Annotated in this window: 21 protein-coding genes; 8 read left to right on the forward strand and 13 right to left on the reverse strand. The window is 71.3% G+C overall.

The genetic code is table 11. The features are described from left to right. Window positions 1–38: 38 nt before the first annotated feature. Complete coding sequence (locus AQI94_RS17900) at window positions 39–2,552, reverse strand: DEAD/DEAH box helicase (RefSeq protein ID WP_031048664.1); 2,514 nt, start codon at window positions 2,550–2,552, stop codon at window positions 39–41. 145 nt (window positions 2,553–2,697) lie between these two features. Here AQI94_RS17900 and AQI94_RS17905 point away from each other — a divergent pair, with 145 nt between their 5' ends. Beyond that, window positions 2,698–3,492, forward strand: a complete 795-nt coding sequence (locus tag AQI94_RS17905; protein WP_031048661.1) for a metal-dependent hydrolase — start codon at window positions 2,698–2,700, stop codon at window positions 3,490–3,492. Between the two features lie 23 nt (window positions 3,493–3,515). On the opposite strand, the gene AQI94_RS17910 is transcribed toward AQI94_RS17905, so the two are convergent. From AQI94_RS17910 to AQI94_RS17925, 4 genes are all read right to left on the reverse strand, one after another. Then, the gene (locus tag AQI94_RS17910; protein ID WP_031048659.1) at window positions 3,516–3,776 is read right to left on the reverse strand and encodes a type B 50S ribosomal protein L31; all 261 of its coding nucleotides are present in this window, start codon (window positions 3,774–3,776) and stop codon (window positions 3,516–3,518) included. A gap of 81 nt (window positions 3,777–3,857) precedes the next feature. Then, window positions 3,858–4,328, reverse strand: coding sequence for a DUF5709 domain-containing protein (locus AQI94_RS17915; RefSeq protein WP_031048657.1), 471 nt, complete (start codon window positions 4,326–4,328; stop codon window positions 3,858–3,860). 507 nt (window positions 4,329–4,835) lie between these two features. Then, window positions 4,836–6,617, reverse strand: a complete 1,782-nt coding sequence (locus AQI94_RS17920; protein WP_031048655.1) for an ABC transporter ATP-binding protein — start codon at window positions 6,615–6,617, stop codon at window positions 4,836–4,838. After that, the gene (locus AQI94_RS17925; protein WP_062229810.1) at window positions 6,614–8,428 is read right to left on the reverse strand and encodes an ABC transporter transmembrane domain-containing protein; all 1,815 of its coding nucleotides are present in this window, start codon (window positions 8,426–8,428) and stop codon (window positions 6,614–6,616) included. Before AQI94_RS17925 ends, AQI94_RS17920 begins: the two co-directional genes overlap by 4 nt. 179 nt (window positions 8,429–8,607) lie before the next feature. Between AQI94_RS17925 and AQI94_RS17930 the strand changes: the two genes are divergently transcribed. The 3 genes from AQI94_RS17930 to AQI94_RS17940 all read left to right on the forward strand — a co-directional run bounded on the left by AQI94_RS17930 (window position 8,608) and on the right by AQI94_RS17940 (window position 12,549). Then, window positions 8,608–9,345, forward strand: coding sequence for a L,D-transpeptidase family protein (locus AQI94_RS17930; RefSeq protein ID WP_062229811.1), 738 nt, complete (start codon window positions 8,608–8,610; stop codon window positions 9,343–9,345). A 56-nt stretch (window positions 9,346–9,401) separates the two neighbouring features. Further along, window positions 9,402–11,021, forward strand: a complete 1,620-nt coding sequence (locus AQI94_RS17935; RefSeq protein ID WP_062229812.1) for a peptide-N4-asparagine amidase — start codon at window positions 9,402–9,404, stop codon at window positions 11,019–11,021. A gap of 169 nt (window positions 11,022–11,190) precedes the next feature. Further along, window positions 11,191–12,549: a cation:dicarboxylate symporter family transporter gene (locus tag AQI94_RS17940; protein WP_037945362.1), complete on the forward strand. Its 1,359-nt coding sequence runs from the start codon at window positions 11,191–11,193 to the stop codon at window positions 12,547–12,549. 58 nt (window positions 12,550–12,607) lie between these two features. On the opposite strand, the gene AQI94_RS17945 is transcribed toward AQI94_RS17940, so the two are convergent. Continuing rightward, the gene (locus tag AQI94_RS17945; RefSeq protein ID WP_031060639.1) at window positions 12,608–13,045 is read right to left on the reverse strand and encodes a MarR family winged helix-turn-helix transcriptional regulator; all 438 of its coding nucleotides are present in this window, start codon (window positions 13,043–13,045) and stop codon (window positions 12,608–12,610) included. Window positions 13,046–13,139: 94 nt separating this feature from the next. Between AQI94_RS17945 and AQI94_RS17950 the strand changes: the two genes are divergently transcribed. After that, on the forward strand, window positions 13,140–14,978 hold the full coding sequence (locus AQI94_RS17950) for an ABC transporter ATP-binding protein (protein ID WP_031060641.1): 1,839 nt from the start codon (window positions 13,140–13,142) through the stop codon (window positions 14,976–14,978). Between the two features lie 82 nt (window positions 14,979–15,060). Continuing rightward, the gene (gene mltG, locus AQI94_RS17955) at window positions 15,061–15,909 is read left to right on the forward strand and encodes an endolytic transglycosylase MltG (RefSeq protein ID WP_031060644.1); all 849 of its coding nucleotides are present in this window, start codon (window positions 15,061–15,063) and stop codon (window positions 15,907–15,909) included. Between the two features lie 12 nt (window positions 15,910–15,921). On the opposite strand, the gene AQI94_RS17960 is transcribed toward mltG, so the two are convergent. The 5 genes from AQI94_RS17960 to AQI94_RS46565 all read right to left on the reverse strand — a co-directional run bounded on the left by AQI94_RS17960 (window position 15,922) and on the right by AQI94_RS46565 (window position 19,968). Beyond that, window positions 15,922–16,998, reverse strand: a complete 1,077-nt coding sequence (locus AQI94_RS17960; protein WP_031060646.1) for an NAD(P)-binding domain-containing protein — start codon at window positions 16,996–16,998, stop codon at window positions 15,922–15,924. A 39-nt stretch (window positions 16,999–17,037) separates the two neighbouring features. Then, a complete protein-coding gene (locus tag AQI94_RS17965) occupies window positions 17,038–18,054 on the reverse strand; it encodes an ABC transporter substrate-binding protein (RefSeq protein WP_031060650.1) in 1,017 nt (338 codons plus the stop codon). A 41-nt stretch (window positions 18,055–18,095) separates the two neighbouring features. Beyond that, window positions 18,096–18,875 (reverse strand): ABC transporter ATP-binding protein, encoded by a 780-nt coding sequence (locus AQI94_RS17970; RefSeq protein WP_031060653.1) that lies wholly within the window; start codon window positions 18,873–18,875, stop codon window positions 18,096–18,098. Continuing rightward, window positions 18,848–19,759, reverse strand: coding sequence for an ABC transporter permease (locus tag AQI94_RS17975; RefSeq protein ID WP_031060666.1), 912 nt, complete (start codon window positions 19,757–19,759; stop codon window positions 18,848–18,850). The genes AQI94_RS17970 and AQI94_RS17975 overlap by 28 nt, the downstream gene beginning before the upstream one ends. A 125-nt stretch (window positions 19,760–19,884) precedes the next feature. Then, on the reverse strand, window positions 19,885–19,968 hold the full coding sequence (locus tag AQI94_RS46565; RefSeq protein WP_313884353.1) for a putative leader peptide: 84 nt from the start codon (window positions 19,966–19,968) through the stop codon (window positions 19,885–19,887). A 122-nt stretch (window positions 19,969–20,090) separates the two neighbouring features. Between AQI94_RS46565 and AQI94_RS17980 the strand changes: the two genes are divergently transcribed. Further along, on the forward strand, window positions 20,091–20,519 hold the full coding sequence (locus AQI94_RS17980; RefSeq protein ID WP_031060669.1) for a YjbQ family protein: 429 nt from the start codon (window positions 20,091–20,093) through the stop codon (window positions 20,517–20,519). A 70-nt stretch (window positions 20,520–20,589) separates the two neighbouring features. Further along, window positions 20,590–21,171, forward strand: coding sequence for a TetR/AcrR family transcriptional regulator (locus AQI94_RS17985; protein WP_031060673.1), 582 nt, complete (start codon window positions 20,590–20,592; stop codon window positions 21,169–21,171). A gap of 16 nt (window positions 21,172–21,187) precedes the next feature. Here the strand turns inward: AQI94_RS17985 and AQI94_RS42850 are convergent, their stop codons facing one another. Further along, window positions 21,188–21,358: a hypothetical protein gene (locus tag AQI94_RS42850; protein WP_391268988.1), complete on the reverse strand. Its 171-nt coding sequence runs from the start codon at window positions 21,356–21,358 to the stop codon at window positions 21,188–21,190. An 80-nt stretch (window positions 21,359–21,438) separates the two neighbouring features. Beyond that, the gene (locus AQI94_RS17990) at window positions 21,439–22,338 is read right to left on the reverse strand and encodes a S1 family peptidase (protein WP_031060675.1); all 900 of its coding nucleotides are present in this window, start codon (window positions 22,336–22,338) and stop codon (window positions 21,439–21,441) included. Window positions 22,339–22,412: the final 74 nt, after the last annotated feature.

Here is a 22,412-nt window from a genome sequence, read left to right on the forward strand (position 1 = left end):
CCTCACGACCGGACGGGGGATCGCAACCGGCCTCGGGCTCACAGCTGGCCGACATCGGTGACCCGGACGACCGCGCGGCCCTCGGCGTCGGAGGCGACGAGGTCGATCTCCGCGCTGATGCCCCAGTCGTGGTCGCCGTTCGGGTCGGCGAAAGTCTGCCGGACGCGCCACAGCCGGTTCTGCGGCTCCTCCTCGATCCGCAGCAGCTTGGGGCCGCGGGCGTCGGGGCCGGTGCCGAGGTCGTCGTACTCGTCCCAGTACTTGTCCATCGCCTCGCCCCACGCCTCGGCGTCCCAGCCGGCCTCGTCGTCCATCGCGCCGAGCTCCTCGACCTGGTCCAGGGCGGCGAGTTCGACGCGGCGGAACAGGGCGTTGCGGACCAGGACACGGAAGGCGCGGGCGTTGGCGGTGACGGGCTTGACCTCGTCGGCCCGCTCCTGAGCCTCCTCGGCGGTCATCTCCTCCGGGTTGGCGAGCTGCTCCCACTCGTCCAGCAGGCTGGAGTCGACCTGGCGGACCGTCTCACCGAGCCACTCGATCAGGTCCTGCAGGTCCTCGGACTTCAGGTCGTCCGGGATGTTGTGGTCGAGCGCCTTGTAGGCGCTCGCGAGATAGCGAAGGACGATGCCCTCGGTGCGGGCCAGGTCGTAGAGGGAGACCAGCTCCGTGAAGGTCAGCGCCCGTTCGTACATGTCGCGGATGACGGACTTCGGGGAGAGCGGATGGTCGCCGACCCAGGGGTGGCTCTTGCGGTAGGTGTCGTACGCGTGGAAGAGCAGCTCCTCCAGCGGCTTCGGGTACGTGATGTCCTGGAGGCGCTCCATGCGCTCCTCGTACTCGACGCCGTCCGCCTTCATCGCGGCCACGGCCTCGCCCTTCGCCTTGTTCAGCTGGGCGACCAGGATCTGCCGGGGGTCGTCCAGCGTGGACTCCACGACGGACACCATGTCCAGGGCGTAGGACGGCGATTCGGGGTCGAGCAGCTCGAACGCGGCCAGCGCGAAGGTGGACAGCGGCTGGTTGAGCGCGAAGTCCTGCTGGAGGTCCACGGTGAGGCGGACGATGCGGCCGGAGGCGTCGGGTTCGTCGAGCTTCTCGACGATGCCGCCGTCCAGCAGCGAGCGGTAGATGGCGATCGCCCGCCGGATGTGCCGCAGTTGCTGCTTGCGCGGCTCGTGGTTGTCCTCCAGGAGGTGCCGCATCGCCGCGAAGGCGTTGCCGGGACGGGCGATCACCGACAGCAGCATGGTGTGCGTGACCCGGAAGCGGGACGTCAGCGGCTCCGGCTCGGAGGCGATCAGCTTCTCGAAGGTGTTCTCCGACCAGGCGACGAACCCCTCGGGCGCCTTCTTGCGGACGACCTTGCGGCGCTTCTTCGGGTCGTCGCCCGCCTTGGCGAGCGCCTTCTCGTTCTCGATGACGTGCTCGGGCGCCTGGGCGACGACGAAGCCCGCCGTGTCGTAGCCGGCCCGGCCCGCGCGGCCCGCGATCTGGTGGAACTCGCGAGCGCGCAGGGTGCGGACACGGTTGCCGTCGTACTTGGTCAGCGCCGTGAACAGCACCGTGCGAATGGGCACGTTGACACCGACGCCGAGGGTGTCCGTGCCGCAGATGACCTTCAGCAGTCCGGCCTGGGCGAGCTTCTCCACCAGCCGCCGGTACTTGGGCAGCATGCCGGCGTGATGGACACCGATGCCGTGCCGGACGTAACGGGAGAGATTGCGGCCGAACTTCGTGGTGAAGCGGAAGTTGCCGATCAGGTCGGCGATCCGCTCCTTCTCCTCGCGCGAGCACATGTTGATGCTCATCAGCGCCTGCGCCCGCTCCACGGCCTGCGCCTGCGTGAAGTGCACGATGTACACCGGCGCCTGCCTGGTCTCCAGGAGCTCCGTCAGCGTCTCGGTGAGCGGGGTGAACTTGTACTCGTAGGAGAGCGGGACCGGACGGGTCGCCGAGCGGACCACCGACGTCGGCCGGCCGGTGCGCCGGGTCAGGTCCTTCTCGAACATCGCGACGTCGCCGAGCGTGGCCGACATCAGGATGAACTGCGCCTGGGGCAGCTCCAGGATCGGGATCTGCCAGGCCCAGCCGCGGTCCGCCTCGGCGTAGAAGTGGAACTCGTCCATGACGACCTGGCCGACGTCCGCACCCTTGCCGTCGCGCAGGGCGATCGACGCCAGCACTTCGGCGGTGCAGCAGATGACGGGGGCGTCCGCGTTCACGGAGGCGTCGCCGGTCAGCATGCCGACGTTCTCCGTGCCGAACATCTTGCACAGCTCGAAGAACTTCTCCGACACCAGCGCCTTGATGGGCGCGGTGTAGAAGGTGACCTCGTCACGGGCGAGCGCGGCGAAGTGCGCACCCGCCGCGATCATGCTCTTGCCGGAGCCGGTGGGCGTCGACACGATCACGTTCGCCCCCGAGACCACCTCGATCAGCGCCTCCTCCTGATGGGAGTAGAGCGTGAGACCGCGTTCCTCGGCCCACGACTCGAAGGCTTCGTAGAGGGCGTCGGGGTCGGCGGTCGGCGGCAGCTGATCGATGAGGGTCACCCACCCATCTTGCCTGCCCGGATGCCCGATGGGGGAATCGGATGCGAGTCCGAAGATCACGACCAGTACGCTGTGTCGCCGACGGAGCGTCAGCGGCGCCGGTCAACTGGACAGTGGCACACGAGGAATGGGGCGGGCAACGCCGATGATGGGACCAGCACACTCACTGTCGGGCGCCGCGGCCTGGCTGGGCGTAGGAGCGGCAGCCGCCGCCACCGGGCACACCATGCCGTGGCCCGTACTGCTGGCCGGAGCCCTGATCTGCGCCGGAGCCGCGCTCGCACCCGACCTCGACCACAAGGCGGCGACCATCTCGCGGGCCTTCGGGCCGGTCTCGCGGGCCTTGTGCGAGATCGTCGACAAGCTCTCCTACGCCGTCTACAAGGCCACCAAGAAGCAGGGGGATCCGCGCCGCTCCGGCGGGCACCGCACGCTCACCCACACCTGGCTGTGGGCGGTGCTGATCGGTGCGGGCTGCTCGGTGGCGGCGATCACCGGCGGCCGCTGGGCGGTGCTGGCGATCCTGTTCGTGCACATGGTGCTGGCCATCGAGGGCCTGCTGTGGCGGGCGACCCGGGGCTCCAGCGCCGACGTCCTGGTCTGGCTGCTGGCCGCGACCAGCGCGTGGATCATCGCGGGTGTCCTGGACAAGCCGGGCAACGGTTCGGACTGGCTGTTCACGCAGCCGGGCCAGGAGTACCTGTGGCTGGGGCTGCCGGTCGTGCTGGGTGCGCTGGTCCACGACATCGGGGACGCGCTGACGGTCTCCGGCTGTCCGATCCTGTGGCCGATCCCGGTGGGCCGCAAGCGCTGGTACCCGATCGGCCCGCCGAAGGTCATGCGTTTCCGGGCGGGCAGCTGGGTGGAGCTGAAGGTGCTGATGCCGGTGTTCATGCTGCTCGGGGGCGTGGGCTGCGCGGCGGCCCTCAACTTCATCTGAGTCCGGGGCGCCGAGGCTCCCCGTCAGCTGCCCTGGCCGGTCTCGCCGCCGTAGCGCCGTTCGAAGGCGGCCACCCGTCCCTCCGAGTCCACCGTCCGCGCCTTGCCGGTGTAGAAGGGGTGGCTCTCGGAGGAGATCTCCACGTCCACCACCGGGTAGGTCTCGCCGTCGTCCCACTCGATGGTCCGGTCGCTGGTCGCGGTGGACCGCGTCAGGAAGGCGTAGCCGGCGGAGCGGTCGCGGAAGACGACCTCGTGGTAGTCGGGGTGCTTGTCCTGCTGCATGGCTGCTCCTCGGGAGGCGCGGGATACGGCTCGGGCGGTGCGGCGGTGGGCGGTGTGGACGTGGCCGGGCGGGCGCCGGGCTCAGCCGGGCAGGGACTCCTCGTCGACGATGTGCATCGCGGCCTCCTCCGCGGACGCCGCGGCACCGTCGATGCCCACGTCCGTGGCGACCAGCGCGCTCTCCTCGTCCTCGTGCGCCCCTTCGTCGGGGGCCACGAGACGGCCGGAGCGCAGCGCGCCCACCTCGTTGTCCAGGAGTTCGCCGTCGGTGCCGTCGCAGTCACCGATGCCGTCGCCGTCGGACGGTTCGAGGTCGGGCGTCTCCTCGGCGAGCCGTTGGTCCAGCGTCTCGCCCTGTCGGCGCTCCGCGGCCGTCACACCGCTGTGCTCCACCGCCCACGGTCTGTCCGGCGGGGACCAGCCGCGGTCGAGGGGATCGCCGACGCCGTCGTCGTCCAGGGTGTCCTCCGCGTCGAGCAGACCCGCGTCGTCCTGGATCTCGGAGCCGTCGGGCTGGTAGACGTCGTCTCCCCATCCGTCGGAGCTGTCCACGGGTACCTCCAGGTGAAGGGGACGGACCCGTTCCTTTCGCGGCCCGGGGCGGGCCACGGACTGACGGGGCACTTGCCGCGCCCGCCGGCGAACCGTGCCGTCCGCGTGCGCTCCCTGAGCCGGTGCTGCTGTCCAGCCTTCCACCCCCCTTCGGGACTGCGCAACGCCACGGGCGCTGCGCAGGCTGGAGCGGGGGTGAGCGGAGGGCTGGGACGGGGCGCGCCGGTGTCGGGAAGGGCGGGGCCGGAGCGGGCCTCCCTCAGCCTCCCGGCACTCCAGGAGGCCAGCTTCGGCAGCCGAGGAGCCCCGGGAGCGGGGCAGCCCCGACATCCGAGCAGCCCCGGCATCCGGGCAGCTCCGGCATCCGACCAGCCCCGGCATCCGAGCAGTCTCGGCACACCCGGGCAGCCCCGATACCCGACCAGCCCCGGCGCACCCGACCAGCCCCGGCAACCGAACATCACCGGCACCCGGCACCCGGTACCGCGCGCCCCCGCCCGTCATCCCTCACCCGTGCCAAGACCTCCACAACGCCGCATACGCCCCGTCCGCCGCGACCAGTTCCTCATGGCTGCCCAGTTCGCTGATGCGGCCGCTCTCGACGACGGCGATGACGTCCGCGTCGTGGGCGGTGTGCAGGCGGTGGGCGATGGCGACCACGGTGCGGCCGTCGAGGACGCGGGCCAGGGAGCGTTCCAGGTGACGGGCCGCCCGGGGATCCAGCAGCGACGTGGCCTCGTCCAGGACCAGCGTGTGCGGGTCGGCCAGCACCAGCCGGGCCAGTGCGACCTGCTGGGCCTGGGCCGGAGTGACGGTCACCCCGCCCGAGCCGACCTCGGTGTCGAGGCCGTCGTCGAGCGCCCGCGCCCACCCGTCCGCGTCGACCGCGCCGAGGGCCGCCCAGAGCTCGGCGTCCGTGGCGTCCGTCCGGGCGAGCAGGAGGTTGTCGCGCAGGGAGCCCACGAAGACGTGGTGCTCCTGGTTGACGAGGGCCACGTGCTCACGGACCCGTTCGGCGGACATCCGGGACAGCTCGGCCCCGCCGAGGGTGACCCGGCCGTCCCGCGGCGCGTAGATGCCGGCGAGCAGCCTGCCCAGGGTGGACTTGCCGGCGCCCGAGGGGCCGACCAGCGCCACCCTGGTGCCGGGCGCGACCTTCAGGGACACCTCGCGCAGGACGTCCACGCCCTCCAGGTACCCGAAGCGCACCTGGTCCGCGTCCACGTCCCGCCCGTCGGGGGCGAGCCCGGTGTCCCCGACGGCAGGCTCGATGTCGCGGACTCCGACCAGCCGGGCCAGCGACACCTGGGCCACCTGAAGCTCGTCGTACCAGCGCAGGATCAGCCCGACCGGATCGACCAGCATCTGTGCGATCAGCGCGCCCGTCGTCAGCTGGCCGACTCCGATCCAGCCCTGGAGGACGAAGACTCCGCCGATCATCAGCACCGACGAAAGGATCATCACGTGGCTGATGTTGATGCAGGGGAAGAGCACCGAGCGCAGCCACAGCGTGTACCGCTCCCAGGCGGTCCACTCCTTGATCCGCCGCTCCGACAGCTCGATGCGACGCGCGCTCAGCCGGTGCGCCTCCACGGTGCGTCCGGCGTCCACGGTCTCCGCGAGCGCGGCGGCCACGGCGGCGTACCCCGCGGCCTCCGAGCGGTACGCCGAGGGTGCCCTCTTGAAGTACCAGCGGCAGCCGACCACCAGCAGCGGCACGGCGAGCAGTACGGCGGCGGCCAGTGGCGGGGCGGTGACGACGAGCCCGCCCAGGAGCAGGGCGGCCCACACCACACCGATCGCCAGCTGGGGCACGGCCTCGCGCATGGCGTTGCCGAGCCGGTCGATGTCCGTGGTGATCCGGGACAGCAGATCACCGGTCCCGGCCCGCTCCAGGACGCCCGGCGGCAGGCCGACCGACCGTACGAGGAAGTCCTCGCGCAGGTCGGCCAGCATGCGCTCGCCGAGCATCGCACCGCGCAGCCGTACCTGCCGTACGAACACGGCCTGGACGACCAGCGCGCTCACGAACAGCCCGGCCGTCAGCTCCAGATGGAGTTCCCCGGCTCCGTCCGAGACCCGCTCGACGAGGTCGCCGAGGAGCCAGGGGCCGACCATGGAGGCCAGCACCGCGACCGTGTTGACACCGACCAGGAGCCCGAAGGCGCGGCGGTGCCGGCGGAACAGTTCGGCCACGTAGGCCCGTACGGTCGCGGTGGCTCCGACGGGCAGGGTGTTCGCCGTCGTCGGTGCCGCCGGGTCGTACGCCGGTGGCGCCACGCCGATCATGCGCTCTCCTCGATCTCTTCCAGTTCGTGCAGTACGGCTCGATCGCCCAGTACGTCGGCCGACGCGGCCTCTTCGTCCGTCTCGCGGGTGACGACCGCCCGGTACCGCGGCTCCTTGCGCACCAGTTCGCGGTGCACCCCGACCGCCGCGACCTCGCCCTCGTGCACCAGCACCACGCGGTCGGCGTGGTCCAGGAGCAGCGGCGAGGAGGTGAACACCACGGTCGTGCGCCCGGCCCGCAGATCCCGCACGCCCTGCGCGATCCGTGCCTCGGTGTGCGAGTCGACGGCGGAGGTCGGTTCGTCCAGGACGAGCACGTCCGGGTCGGTGAACAGGGACCGGGCCAGCGCGAGCCGCTGGCGCTGGCCGCCCGACAGGGACCGCCCGCGTTCGGTGATGCGCGCGTCCATCGGGTCCTCGGCGCCCACGGACCCCTGGACCAGGGCCGCCAGCACGTCCGCGCACTGGGCGGCGGCGAGCGCCTCCTCGGCACCGACGTCTCCGGAGGCGGGCACGTCGAGCAGTTCGCGCAGGGTTCCGGAGAGCAGGACCGGGTCCTTGTCCTGGACCAGGACCGCCGTGCGCGCCGAGCCGAGCGGCAGCTCGTCCAGCGGCACCCCGCCCAGCAGCACCGACGTGCCCTCCTCCGAGGGGTGGCCGCCGAGGCGTTCGGCCAGCAGCCCCGCCGTGTCCGGGTCACCGCACACCACGGCGGTGAGCCGGCCGGAGGGGGCGAGCAGACCGGTGGCCGGGTCGTACAGATCCCCGGCCGGCAGGCCGTCCCCGGCCCTGTCCCGCGAGCCCTCGGCGGAGGTGGCCCGCTCCAGGGACAGCACCCGGGCGGCCCGGGTGGCCGAGGGGCGGGAGAAGGAGTACGCCATGGCGATCTCCTCGAAGTGCCGCAGCGGATAAGTCATGATCATGACCGAGCTGTAGACGGCGACCAGTTCGCCGATCTCGACGCGGCCCTGCCGGGCCAGATGGACGCCGTACCAGACGACCGCGATCAGCAGCAGCCCTGGCAGCAGCACCTGGATCGCGGCGATCAGGGACCACATCCGGGCGCTGCGCACGGCCGCGTGGCGGACCTCCTGGGAGGCCCTGCGGTAGCGGTCGAGGAAGAGTTCCTCGCCGCCGATGCCGCGCAGCACCCGCAGACCGGCGACGGTGTCGGAGGCCAGTTCGGTGGCGCGGCCGGCCTTCTCGCGCTGGACGTCGGCGCGGCGGGTCGCGCGGGGCAGCAGCGGCAGCGCCGCGAGGGCCAGGACCGGCAGACCCACGGCGACCACCCCGCCGAGGGCCGGCTGGTAGACGACCAGTCCGGCGCAGACCACGACGACGGTGACCGCCGCCGCGGTGAACCGCGACCAGGCCTCCACGAACCAGCCGATCTTCTCGACGTCGCCGGTGGAGACGGCCACGACCTCGCCCGCCGCGACCCGCCGGGTCAGCGCCGAGCCCAGGTTCGCGGCCTTGTGGGCCAGCAACTGCTGGACGCGCGCGGCGGCAGTGATCCAGTTGGTGACGGCGCTGCGGTGCAGGAAGGTGTCGCCGAGCGCGCTTCCGGCGCAGCACAGCGCCAGCAGGCCGCCCGCGAGGGCGAGTCGGCGGCCGGAGTGGTCGACGACCGCCTGGATGGCCACGCCGACGCAGAAGGGCAGCGCGGAGACGGAGAGGAAGTGCAGCAGTCCCCAGGCCAGCGACTTGAGCTGTCCGCCCAGTTGGTTCCTGAAGAGCCACCACAGGAACCGGGGACCCGAGCGCGCGTCGGGCACTCCCGGGTCGGGATAGGGAAGGTCCTGGATCTGCATGACGTGTTCCCGGTGGCTCGTGTCAGGGGGGATGGGAGGGAGCCGCGCACGGCGGCTGCAAACCGTGAAAGGTTCGCGGCAGAGCGTGGTCGGAGGCAACAGGTTTTCCGCCGCCCGGAACAGAACCGGCTGCGCTGTGCGCGTCTGCGCCGCCGGGACCGCGGTGCGACCATGGAGCGATGCGAGGCACCGGAGCACGGCGTGCCGTGGTCACGACGACGGTCCTGGGAGCACTGCTGATCCCCCTGGGGGGCTGCGGCGGGCCGGGACCGGCGGCCCCCGGCGGCCCCCGCGCCCGGGCCGTCGACGGCTCCGCCGACAAACCGGCACACCGACCGACCCGTATCCCCGGCGTGGGTGACCGCCTCCAGCGCCGCATCCCCGAGGCCTCCCGCCAGGTCGTCGTGGTCTACGGAGACGGCAAGGACTCCCCGGACGCCACCGTGGTGCTCTACACCAGGCGCGGTTCCGTCTGGGACCGGGTCCGCGACTGGCCCGCGCACAACGGCAGCAAGGGCTGGACCACCGATCACCGCGAGGGCGACCGGCGCAGCCCCGTCGGCGTGTTCACGCTGAGCGACGCGGGCGGTGTGCTCCCGGACCCCGGGGCCCGGCTGCCGTACACGAGGTCCGCCGCCATGGCGGTCCCGCGCTGGTGGCCCAGGTCCTACTGGCACGACTTCGACTACGTCGTCGCGATCGACTACAACCGGGTCCTGGGGACCCCGCCGAACAACCAGACCCGGCCCCGGGGTTACTCCGAGGGCGGTGGCATCTGGCTGCACCTGGACCACGGCAGCGGTACGTCGGCCTGTGTCAGCGTGTCCAGGCCGGCGATGCGGTATCTGCTGCGCACGCTCGATCCGGACCGGCATCCTGTGGTGGTGATGGGGGACAGGGTGGACCTGCGGGCCTGAGGCCCCTGGGGGAGGCGTCATTGCGGGAGACGGCCGACTCCCCGTAGAACACGGCCATGAAGAGACGGATCGTCATGTCCATGCTCGCAGGAGCGACCCTCCTGGCGGGCACCCTGCTCGGAGCGACGCCCGCCCAGCCCGCCGAGGCGCGGTCCCCGCAGGCCCGACCGGCCGACGTCCCCGCGGAGTTCGGCAGTGACTGGCACGACCCGGTCACCGCGGCGCCGCCCGTGACCAGGCCCCCGGGCGCGTCCTGCCGAGTCACCCTCGCCGAAGCGCAGTTCCGCGACTTCACCCCGTACACCGGCACCTACACCCCGCCCGAGGGCTGCGGCGACCGCTGGAGCAAGGTCGTGCTCCGCATGGACGGCAAGGTCAAGGGACGGCAGTTCGACCGGCTCGGGTACCTGCATGTCGGCGGGGTCGAGATCTTCCGTACGTCCACACCGCAGCCCTCGCCCGACGGCATCGAGTGGTCCGTCGAGAAGGACGTCACGCGCTACAGCGACACCCTCCGCGCCCGCCACGACGTCGAGATGCTCATCGGGAACGTCGTCGACGACACGTACACCGGGATCATCGACGTGAAGGTCACGCTCACGTTCTACGAGGGGCGCGCGGCGCAGGCGCCGGACCGCGTGCTGACGCTCCACGACAACACCCTCACCACCCCGCGCAACAGCGAGCGCATCGTCGCCGAGGTGTACGCCACCGGTTCGGGCGGCGGTTGCGAGGAGTACTGGTACCTGACGGTGCCGTCGAACGCGCCGTACTCCTGCCAGGCCGACAACGGCCCCTACCGCGAGGTGCAGATCAAGGTCGACGGCCGACTCGCCGGCATCGCCGCGCCGTTCCCGACCGTGTGGACCGGTGGCTGGTCCAATCCCTTTCTCTGGTACGTCGTCCCGGGCCCCCGCGCCTTCGACATCAAGCCGATCGAATACGACCTGACCCCCTTCGCCGGCCTCCTCAACGACGGGCGGGCGCACCGCGTGGACGTCGCGGTCGTCGGCGTCCCCGAGGGGCAGGCCGGCTGGAGCACTCCCGTGAACGTCCTCGTCTGGCAGGACGCCGGGCGCGCGCACGTCACCGGGAGGCTCACCGCTCACACGGCCGGCGAGCTCGCCGACTCCTCGACGTACACACCCGGTTCGGAACACCGTGTGGACACCGAGGGTGATCACCGGCTCACCGTCGCCGGATACGTCGACACCTCGCACGGCCGTGTCACCACCACCGTCCGCCGCTCGCTGGCGAACACCTCCACGCACCGCTGGGCCGACGGCGAGAACCCCGACGCCCTCAAGGCGACCTGGACGGACGACGAGTCGGTCACCGTCGACGGCCGGGGCCCGGCCCGGACCACCCGCACCCACCGCACGTACACGATGGACGGCACGACCACCATCGGCGCGGGCGACCGGCTGCGCACCCGGTTGACCCTCGGTGACCGTGCCGAGGTCACGGTGACCCGGTCGGGCCGTCGCACGGGGTGGTACCGGCTCGACGACACCTACGCGGGCGACGCCACGTACACGATCAACGTCCCGCGCGACCAGCGGCACGCGGTCGGAACGACGAGCGAGCGCTACCGGATCCGCGGTTCGGCCGGCTGCCACGACCGGTCCGTCGGCACCGCCCAGGGGGTGCTGATCCGGGAACGCGAGGGCTGCTGAGGGACGTTGTGTGCGATGCGTCACAGGCAGCGTGATTTACCCGGCTGAAACGCGACGGTTGCGCGCGTGATCAACGATCCCTCCAGAGTGATCGCCACGGAAGCCGCTTTCCGTATCGCAGAAGTCTCCCCCGGGCTTCCGCGTGTCCCCCCTCGCTCAAGGAGTGCTCGTGCCGCCGTCCGTCCCGTCGTCGCCGCGACGCGTCGCACGCATACTGCGTACCTCTCTCTTCGCGCAGGTCGCCTGCGCGCTCGTGCTCGGCATCCTCGTCGGAAAGCTGTGGCCCGGCTTCGCCTCGGACCTCCAGCCGCTCGGCGACGGCTTCACCCGGCTCATCAAGACGATCATCTCGCCGCTCGTGTTCTGCGTGGTCGTCGTCGGCATCGCCAAGGCCGGTGATCTGAAGGCGTTCGGCCGGATCGGGCTCAAGGCGCTGATCTGGTTCGAGGTCGCGAGCACCCTCGCGCTGATCATCGGGCTGCTCGCCGCCAACCTCGTCCAACCCGGCTCGGGGATGCACGTCGACCCGGCCACGCTCGACAGCGCCGCCGTCGACGCCAAGACGGGCGGTGGGCACCTGCCCTCGACGACCGAGTTCGTCGTCAACGCGCTGCCCACCAGTTTCATCGGCGCCTTCGCCGAGAACTCCCTGCTCCAGGTGCTCATCCTGGCCTGTCTGGTGGGCGCCGCGCTGCTGCACCTCGGGCACACCAAGGTCCCCCAGGTGCTGCCCGCCATCGAGCAGGCCCAGGAGATCATCTTCGCGATCGTCGGCTTCGTGATGCGCCTCGCGCCGATCGCGGTGTTCGGCGCGATGGCCGTCCTGATCGGCCAGTACGGCCTCGGCGTCATCGAGACCTACGCCAAGCTGATCATCCTGTGCTACGCGGCCGCCGCGCTCTTCATCGCCCTGCTCGCCGTCGCGCTCAAGGCGCTCACCGGGCTCAGTCTCTGGAAGTTCCTGCGCTACATCCGCGAGGAGATGCTGCTCGCGCTCGGCACCGCGTCCACCGAGTCCGTCATGCCGCGCGTGATGCAGAAGCTGCGCAAGGCCGGTGCCCGCGACGACGCCGTGGGCCTGGTACTGCCCACCGGTTACTCCTTCAACCTGGACGGAGCCTCGCTCTACCTCTCCATCGGCACGCTGTTCATCGCCCAGGCGGTGGGCGTCGACCTCAGCCTGGGCCAGCAGATCACCGTGGTCCTGGTGCTGATGCTGACCAGCAAGGGCATGGCGGGCATCCCCGGCTCGGCCTTCCTCGCCCTGTCCGCCACGGCGTCCTCGCTGGGCGCGATCCCGGCCGGTGCGGTCGCCCTGCTCCTCGGCGTGGACCGCATCATGGACTCGATGCGCGTCGTGACGAACCTGCTCGGCAACTGCGTCGCCGTGTTCGCGGTCTCCCGCTGGGAGGGGGCGCTGGACATCGACCGGGCGAAGAGGGTGCTGGGCGGCGAGGCCGAACCCGCCACGGAGGACGAACCCGTACGGGCGGAGGCCCTCAAGGAGCCCGTGCCCGAGGCCGGCTGACGCCGGTCCCCGAACGGGGTGTGGCCACCACTTCACCGAAGTGGTGGCCACACCCCGTTCAGCACGGTCCGTCCGCCAAGGTGTCCAGCAACTGGCCCAGCACCTCACGCTGTTCGCCCGACAGGGGGGCGAGGATCTCCTCCGCCGCGGCCCTGCGTACGTCCCGCAGCTCCCGGAGCGTCTTCACGCCGTCCTCGGTGAGCTCGATGCGGATCACCCGGCGATTGGCCGGATCGGGCACCCGGCGCACCTTGCCGCCCGCTTCCAGCCCGTCGACGAGCGTGGTCACCGCGCGCGGCACCACCTCCAGCCGCTCCGCGAGATCGGCCATGCGGGGCGGCGTCTCCCAGTGCGCGAGCGTGCGCAGCAGCCGGGACTGCGCCGGGGTCACGCCGAGACCGCGCTCATGGAGCTGGCGCTTCTGGATGCGGTGCACCCGGCGCGTGAGCCTGAGCAACTGCTCGGCGAGCAGGCTGTCGGAATCTGGCGTGGTCATGCGGGAACAATATCAGGACCTAATTCATTGTGAGCATAGGTAACAATGAGCTAGGCTCCGTCAGTCCTCGCCACCTCACCTTCCGTAGGAGACCATGCCCCGCGATCACATCGACTGGACCCCCGCGCCCGGCACCTCGACCGACCAGCCCCGTCAGGTGCGCCGCATCCTCCGTCTCTTCAAGCCCTACCGCGCCAAGCTCGCCGTCGTCGGCCTGCTGGTGGGCGCCGCCTCCCTCGTCACCGTGGCCACCCCGTTCCTGCTGAAGGAAACGCTGGACGTGGCCATCCCCGAGGGCCGCACCGGCCTGCTCAGCCTGCTCGCCCTGGGCATGATCCTGAGCGCCGTCCTCACCGGCATCTTCGGCGTCCTGCAGACCCTGATCTCCACGACGGTCGGCCAGCGCGTCATGCACGACCTGCGCACCGAGGTCTACGGCCGCCTGCAGCGCATGTCGCTCGCCTTCTTCACCCGCACCCGCACCGGCGAGGTGCAGTCCCGCATCGCCAACGACATCGGCGGCATGCAGGCCACCGTCACCTCGACGGCCACCTCCCTGGTCTCCAACCTGACCAGCGTCATCGCCACGATCGTCGCGATGATCGCCCTCGACTGGCGCCTGACCGTCGTCTCACTGCTGCTGCTCCCGGTGTTCGTGTGGATCAGCCGCCGGGTGGGCAACGAACGCAAGAAGATCACCACCCAGCGGCAGAAGCAGATGGCCGCGATGGCCGCGACCGTCACCGAGTCGCTCTCCGTCAGCGGCATCCTGCTCGGCCGCACGATGGGCCGCTCCGACTCGCTGACCCGGTCCTTCGCCGACGAGTCCGAGGGCCTGGTCGACCTCGAAGTGCGGTCGAACATGGCCGGCCGCTGGCGCATGGCCGTCATCGGGATCGTGATGTCCGCGATGCCCGCCGTCATCTACTGGACCGCGGGCCTCGCCCTGCGGACCGGCGGCCCGGACATCTCCATCGGCACCATCGTCGCCTTCGTCTCGCTCCAGCAGGGCCTGTTCCGCCCGGCCGTGAGCCTCCTGTCGACCGGCGTCCAGATCCAGACCTCCCTCGCGCTCTTCCAGCGCATCTTCGAGTACCTCGACCTGCCGATCGACATCACCGAGCGGGAGAACCCGGTCCACCTCGACCGCGTCAAGGGCGAGGTGCGCCTGGAGAAGGTGGAGTTCCGGTACGACGCCGACGACGACAAGCGGGGCCCCGTCCTCGACGGCATCGACATCGACGTCCCGGCGGGCAGCAGTCTCGCGGTCGTCGGACCGACCGGCGCCGGCAAGTCCACGCTGGGCTATCTCGTCCCGCGGCTCTACGACGTGACGGGCGGCCGGGTCACCCTGGACGGCGTCGACGTCCGCGACCTCGACTTCGACACCCTCGCGCGGGGCATCGGGGTCGTCTCGCAGGAGACGTACCTCTTCCACGCCTCGGTCGCCGACAACCTGCGCTTCGCCAAGCCGGACGCGTCCGACGAGGAGATCGAACAGGCGGCGCGGGCGGCCCAGATCCATGACCACATCGCCTCGCTGCCGGACGGGTACGACACGGTCGTCGGGGAGCGCGGACACCGGTTCTCCGGTGGTGAGAAGCAGCGCCTGGCCATCGCGCGGACCATTCTGCGAGACCCGCCCGTCCTCATCCTGGACGAGGCGACCAGCGCGCTGGACACCCGTACCGAGCACGCCGTGCAGCAGGCCATCGACGCGCTCTCGGCCAACCGCACCACGCTCACCATCGCGCACCGCCTGTCCACCATCCGCAACGCCGACCAGATCGTGGTCCTCGACTCCGGCCGGGTGGCCGAGCGCGGGACGCACGAGGAGCTGCTGGAGCGGCGGGGACGGTACGCGGAGCTCGTGCGCCGGGACGCCCGGCTGGACGTGGCCCAGGGCGACGCGCAGCTGGAACCGACGGGCTGAACGGCAACCGACCAGCTGACACCAAAACCGACAAGCCGAAGATATGCCTGTTTTGTGACGATATGCGGGTTACCGTGCCCGCATGTACAGGAACACTCCGCCACGGAGCACGATTCGACTGACGCGCCGGGGCCGACTCGTCCTCATCGCGACCGGGGCCGTCGTGGCCGGCACCGCCGTGGCGGTGCCGCTGCTCAGCCTGCGGGGCGAGGGGGAGCGGGAGCCGACGACCCTGGTGATCCCGGAGGGCTGGCGGGCCGGGCAGATCTACGACGCCGTCGACAAGGCCCTCGCGCAGCCGCCGGGAACCGCCAAGAAGTCCCTGGCCAAGGCGAACCTCAAGCTGCCCAACGACGCGGAGGGCAACCCGGAGGGCTACCTCTTCCCGGCGACGTACCCGCTGGAGCGGGGCGGGAGGAAGACGACGCCCGAGGCGCTGCTCTCGTTCATGGTCGACACCGCGAACAAGAAGTTCAACGGCGCCCCCATCGCGGCCGGCGCCCAGCGCAACGCGCTGAACGTCTACCAGGCCGTCACCATCGCGAGCATCGTCCAGGCCGAGGCGGCGACCGAGGCCGACATGGGGAAGGTGGCCCGGGTCGTCTTCAACCGTCTGGAGCGCGGGATGCCGTTGCAGATGGACTCCACCATCAACTACGCGCTGAACCGCTCCACCCTGCGGACGACCGGCGCCGACACCAAGATCGACAGCCCCTACAACTCGTACCAGCGCATGGGCCTGCCGCCGACCCCGATCGACAACCCGGGTGAGGCCGCGATGCGCGCGGCGATCAACCCGACCCCGGGGGACTGGCTGTACTTCGTGACGGTGAAGCCGGGGGACACCCGCTTCACGAACAGCTTCGAGGAGCACCGGCGCAATGTGGCCGAGTTCGACAAGAACCAGCGGAGCCCGGCCGGGGCGGGGTGACGTGCCGGAGCATCAGACAGCGACGGGTTCCGCCGTCAGGAGCCGTCTGATCTCCCGTACGGCCGCACGGCCCGCGCGGTTGGCGCCGATGGTGCTCGCCGACGGGCCGTAGCCGACGAGATGGACCCGCGGGTCGGCGACCGCGCGCGTGCCCTCGACCCGGATCCCGCCACCCGGCTCGCGCAGCTTCAGCGGGGCCAGGTGTTCGATGGCGGCCCGGAACCCGGTCGCCCACAGGATCACGTCGGCGTCCACGCGCCGCCCGTCGTTCCACTCCACGCCCTCGGGCGTGATCCGGTCGAACATGGGCTGCCGGTCCAGGACCCCGTCCGCGATCGCCTGCCGGACCGCGTCGCTGAGCGGCAGTCCGGTCACCGACACCACGCTCCTCGGCGGCAGCCCCTGCCGTACCCGCTCCTCGACGAGCGCCACGGCCTCCCGGCCGACGTCCTCGGTGAACGGGCCCTCCCGGAACACGGGTTCGCGCCGGGTCACCCAGGTGGTGGCGGCCGCGTACGGGGCGAGCTCCATGAGGTGCTGGGTGCCGGAGGCGCCCCCGCCCACCACGACCACCCGAAGCCCGGCGAACGCCTCGGGCCCGGGGTACTGCGCGGTGTGCAACTGCCGCCCGCGGAAGGTCTCCTGGCCGGGATAGCGCGGCCAGAACGGCCGGTCCCAGGTGCCGGTCGCGTTGATCAGCGCCCGTGTCGACCAGAGTCCGTCCGAGGTCTCCACGAGCAGCCTCCCGCCGCCGCCCTCGCGCACCGCGCGGACGTCGACAGGGCGGCGTACGCGCAGGTCGAAGGCTTGCTCGTACGCCGTGAAGTACTCGGCGATCACCGCCGAGGACGGCCGCTGCGGATCGGCGCCCGTGAGCTCCATCCCGGGCAGCGCGTGCATGCCGTGGACCTTGCCGTACGTCAGCGACGGCCACCGGAACTGCCAGGCGCCGCCGGGGGCGGGGGAGTGGTCCAGGACCACGAAGTCGCGCTCCGGCTCGAAACCGGTGCGGCGCAGGTGGTAGGCGCTGGACAGACCCGCCTGACCAGCGCCTACGACGACCACCTCGATCTCACGCATGTCGTTCACGTTTCTACTAACCGTGGTGAGGCCGCCGATCTTCCCGTGTCAGTCCTCGGAGGGGCGGGGCGCGGAGACCGACGCGGGCAGATCGCCGTTGAACCGCGTGTCCACGAACTTCCCGAAGTCCACCTTCCCCGGGATCAGCTTCAGCGAGGTGAACGTGTCGGCGATCTGCTGCTCCGAGGCGATGAGCTGCCGGTCCACCGCCACCGCGACCCGGGTGGTGTACGTCCGCTTCACCGCGGCCAGCGCCACCTCCTCGGGCAGCCCCGTCTCCTTGGCCCAGACCTTCGCCCACTCCGGCTCATGGGAGTAGACCCACTTGTAGGCGCGCCGGAGCCGCTCCAGGTAGTCGGCGATCGCGGCGGCCTTCTTCTTGTCCTTCAGCGCGCTCGGCGCCGCCACCTGGAAGGTCAGACCGTTGGTGACACCGTCCCCGGTCGTCAGCACACGCCCCTGCTTCGCCTGGAGGATCTGCGAGGTGTACGGGTCCCACACCGCCCACGCGTCGACCTTGCCGGAGGTGAACGCGGCCAGGGCGTCGGCCGGTTGGAGGTACTTGACCTTCACGTCGCCCAGGCTCAGCCCGGCCTGCTTCAGGGAGGCGACCAGCTGGTAGTTGGCGGAGGACCCCTGCGCCACGGCGACGGACCTGCCCTTGAGCTGTGCGGGATCGGTCAGCCCGGAGCCGTTCGGTACGAGGATGGCGTCGCCCTTGGACGTGCCGTGCCAGGCCGCCACCACCGTGATCTTCGAGCCGGCGCCGGCCGCGAACACCGGCGGGGTGTTGCCGACGCCGCCGATGTCGACGGCCTTGGCGTTGACGGCCTCGAGCAGCGGCGGGCCGGAGGTGAAGGTCGACCACTTGATCTTGTAGTCCAGGTTGTCGAGCTCCCCGGCGGCCCGCAGGATCGCCTCCGAACCGCCCTTCTGGTCACCGACGTTCAGCGTGAGGGAGCCCTTGCCGTCGGTGTCGGTGCCGGCGGACGCGTTCCCGCCGCAGGCGGTGAGCAGAAGAGCGAGGGGGAGGAGGAGTGCGGCGGGGGCGAGGCGACGTCGCATGACGATCCGTTCTGTGGGACTTGGCTTGTGGGTGGGGGAGTTCAGGCGGCTTCGGCGGCGGTGTCGACGCCCAGGCGGGCCAGGAGGTGCCCGCGGATCTCCGCGAACCGGGGATCGGCGATGTCGCGTGGCCGGGCGAGGTCGATCTCCTGCTCGTGCGCGATGACCCCGTCGTCCATCACGAGGACCCGGTCGGCGAGCAGGACGGCCTCCTCGACGTCGTGCGTCACCAGCAGCACCGCGCAGCCGCGGCGCTGCCACAACTCACCGACCAGGCGCTGCGCCTTGATCCGGGTGAGGGCGTCGAGCGCGCCGAACGGCTCGTCCAGCAGCAGGAGATCGGGTTCGCGCACCAACGCCCGTGCCAGCGAGGCGCGTTGGGCCTCGCCGCCGGAGAGGGTCTTGGGCCAGGCGTCCGCGCGGTGGCTCAGGCCGACCTCCTCAAGGGCCTGGTCGGCGACGGTGCGGTCCGGCTTGCCGGGCAGGCCGAGCAGGACGTTGCGCCACACCTTCTTCCACGGCATCAGCCGGGGTGCCTGGAAGGCGACCGCCTTGCGGCGCGGGACCAGGACGGTGCCCTCGATGTCCCGGTCGAGGCCCGCGAGAATGCGCAGCAGCGTGGACTTGCCGCATCCGCTGCGGCCCAGCAGGGCCACGAACTCGCCCGGCCGGACGTCCAGTCGCAGGTCGTCGATGACGGCCCGGCCGTCGAAGGAGCGGGTCAGGCCCTGAACCCGTACGGCCCGCGCGGGCCGGGGTGCCTCGGTTCCGGAGACCTCGGTCACCTGGGGGTTCACCGGCCGGTGAACGTCGGTCGCCATTGCAGCAGCAGCCTTTCGAGAGAGCGGACGACGAAGTCGGCCAGCAGGCCGAGGAAGGCGTAGACGATCAGGCAGACCACGATGACGTCGGTGCGCAGGAAGTCCCGTGCCTGCACCATCAGGAAGCCGATGCCGGAGTCCGCGTTGACCTGCTCGGCGAAGACGAGCGCGAGCCAGGCGATGCCGAGCGAGTAGCGCAGACCGGTCAGGGCGCCGGGCAGCGCGCCCGGCAGCACGACATGCCGCACCAGCCCCCACCGCGAGAGCCCGAGCGACTCGCCGGCCTCGATCAACTGCGCGTCCACACCGCGGATGCCCGCGTAGACGTTGAGGTAGAGCGGAAAGGTCACGCCGAGGGTGATGATCGCGATCTTCGGGGCCTCGCCGATGCCGAACCAGATGATGAACAGCGGGATCAGGCCGACGAACGGCACGGTCCGCAGCATCTGCACGGGTGCGTCCACGACGTCCTCGCCCACCCGGAACAGCCCCGAGACGAGGGCGAGTCCGGTGCCGATCAGGGTGCCGAGGAGCAGCCCGCCCGCGACCCGCTGGAGCGAGGTCGTCATGGCCGAGGCAAGCGAACCGTCGGCGATCAGATCGCCCGCGACCTGGGCGATCCGGCCGGGGGAGGCGAGCACGTCGGCGGTCAGCACCCCTGTACTGCTGAGGAGTTGCCACAACGCCAGCAGCAGGACCGGACCCGTGGTGCGGCGCAGCCAGCGCGGGACCCGGGTGCGGCGGGAGGAGGTCGGGACGATGGGTTCGAGACCGGGATCGGGAGCGCGAGTGAGGGCTGAAGTGGTGGGCTCTACGGCATCCCGAGGGGAGGTTTCCGGAATGTCGGGCGCGGGAGAGCCGGGCGGGGCATGGCTGATGCTCATGATGCTCCACGGGAGGGGGAGAGCGACCGGTGAAGGGCACGCCTCGACGCCACCGCACGGGACGGCACGGATCAGTGCGCGCGTGGGTCAGCGGAGCGAGGGTGGGGAAAAAGGAGGAAGGGGCGTCAGCGGCCGCGGCGACACGCGGCGGAGGCCACCCGCAGCAGGTCGATGTGACCGCGCGTGGTGAGCAGGGCTGAACGCAACATGCGGCAGAAGCTAGCCAGTCGGCGTGTCCACGGTCAATGGCGTCTCGCGGACTGGACTCGCCGTATCGCGGGATGAGTCGGCTATGACGAGTGAATCCCGCGCGAGGGGTGAGGATGGTGGCATGTCAGACGCTTTCACCACTCGAGTCCTGAACGTCGCCTCCGGTTCCTCGGAGCGGGTCGTCGACCTCACCGGCGACTGCGAGGCCTTCCTGAGGGAGATCGCCGCGGGCCGCGACGGCCTCCTCAACCTCTTCGTCCCGCACGCCACCGCCGGCGTCGCCATCATCGAGACGGGCGCCGGCAGCGACGACGACCTCCTGGCCGCCCTCCACACCCTCCTCCCGGCCGACGACCGCTGGCAGCACCGCCACGGCAGCCCCGGCCACGGCCGCGATCACGTCCTCCCGGCGATCGTGCCCCCGCACGCCACCCTGCCGGTGGTGAACGGACAGCTGGAGCTGGGGACTTGGCAGTCGGTCTGCCTGGTGGACACGAACAAGGACAACCCGCGGCGCAAGGTGCGTCTCACCTTCCTCGCCGGTTCCTGACCCCTACCGCTCCGGCGCTATGGTGGAGCCAAGCGGACTGCTGTCCGGTGTGGGCCGGGAAGGACGGCGAGTGGAGCCGAGCAACGACGGGCCGCAGCGCTCGGACGCGCAGCGGAACCGGGAGCGGATCCTGGAGGTGGCGCTCGCCGAGCTGACGCGTGCCCAGGACGTCCCGCTGAGTTCGATCGCCCGGAAGGCGGGGGTGGGGCAGGGGACCTTCTATCGCAACTTCCCCAACCGTGAGGCGCTGGTCCTGGAGGTCTACCGGCACGAGGTGCACCTGCTCACGGACGCCGCGGCCGAACTGCTCAGGACCAAGGCGCCCGACCAGGCCCTGCGGGAGTGGATGGACCAGCTCGCCCGTTTCGCCGTCACCAAGGTCGGCCTGTCGGACGCGATGCGTCAGATCGTGGGTACGACGGACGGACCGGCCCAGCCGGGATACGCGCTGGTGGTCGAGGCGATAGGGGCTCTGCTCGCCGCCAACCACGAGGCCGGAACCATTCGTCCGGGAGTCACCGCCGACGACTTCGTCCTGGCCATCGCGGGTCTCTGGCAGGTCGATGCCCACGGGGACTGGCAGACCCGGAGTGCCCGGCTCCTGGACCTCGTCATGGACGGGCTCCGTGCGGGAGCGCCGGGGAAGGGCTGATGATCCCGTCGAGGGGTCAGCTCGTGATGACGGCGTCGCGGTGGATGACCTTCTGCGCGACGCTCGCCGAGCGGAAGGTGTCGCCCACGCCGAACGAGGACAGCCCCACCAGGCGGGAGACCCCCGTTTCCCCGGCGGCGCCGGTCACCGCCGCTGCGGCACAGGTGAAGAGGTCGTCGGCGCGCACGGAGGTGCTCGGAACGCACCGGACAGTTGTCCGGTACGCAAGGACGGGCGGGGGCGGGGAGCCCCCGTGGCGGCGTCCCGTCAGTAGACGGACAGGCCGTAGGTGTTCAGCACTTCCTGGATCGGCTGGTAGTAGGTGGTTCCTCCCGTGGTGCAGTTCCCGGAGCCCCCGGAGAGGATGCCGAGGACCTTGTCGCCGGCGTAGAGCGGGCCTCCGCTGTCGCCCGGCTCGGCGCAGATGTTGGTCCGGATCAACCCGGAGACGGTGCTGCCGTCCCCGTAGTTGACGGTCGCGTTCAGTGCGGTGACCACCCCGCACCGGACACCGGTGGTCGCTCCCCGGCGGCAGACGCTCTGGCCGACGTAGGCGGTCGCGGTCCCGGTGACGTCGACGCTTCCGACGGTGCCGGGGTGCGGTACGGCCGGGTTGGCGTACCGGACCACACCGAAGTCGTCGCCGGGGAAGCTGGTGACGGTCGTGGGGCCGATCGTCGTGGTCAGGGCGGAACTGGTGTACCAGGTGGGCATGGTGTCGGTGCAATGACCGGCCGTCACGAAGTAGTACGCGGAGCCGGCGCGCACGTTGACCCCCGCCGAACAGCGCAGACCGGAGGCGTGGACGCCGTCGCCGCCCGACACCAGGGTGCGCAGCCGGCCGTCGAGCCGTTCGACGGTCGCGGTGCCCGGGAAGCGCCCTGCGGCCTGCCGGATTCTGGACAGGTCGGCCTCGGCGACCGTGGAGTCCGCGGAGACCCGCAGCTGTCCGGTGCGCCGGTCGACGGCCCAGGACGTCCCGGCCACGCCCAGGGCGGCCACGGCCGAGGCCGTGCTGGACACCGCGACGGTCGAGGGTGCGGAGCCGGCCGGGGGTGCCGCGGCGGCGCCGGTGCCGGACACGGCGACAGCGGTCACCACCAGCAGGCTCAACACCGAGGCGATCAGCCGTGGACGTCTGATGTCGGTACGGCGCGCATTGCTCACTGAGGCCCCCCGGAGCGGTGGATCGGATGCGGGGCACGCCTGTGCGGTCGCCGGGCGTGCCGTGCTTGCGTGCT

It is taken from the genome of Streptomyces pseudovenezuelae (assembly GCF_001513955.1).
GTDB lineage: Bacteria > Actinomycetota > Actinomycetes > Streptomycetales > Streptomycetaceae > Streptomyces > Streptomyces pseudovenezuelae.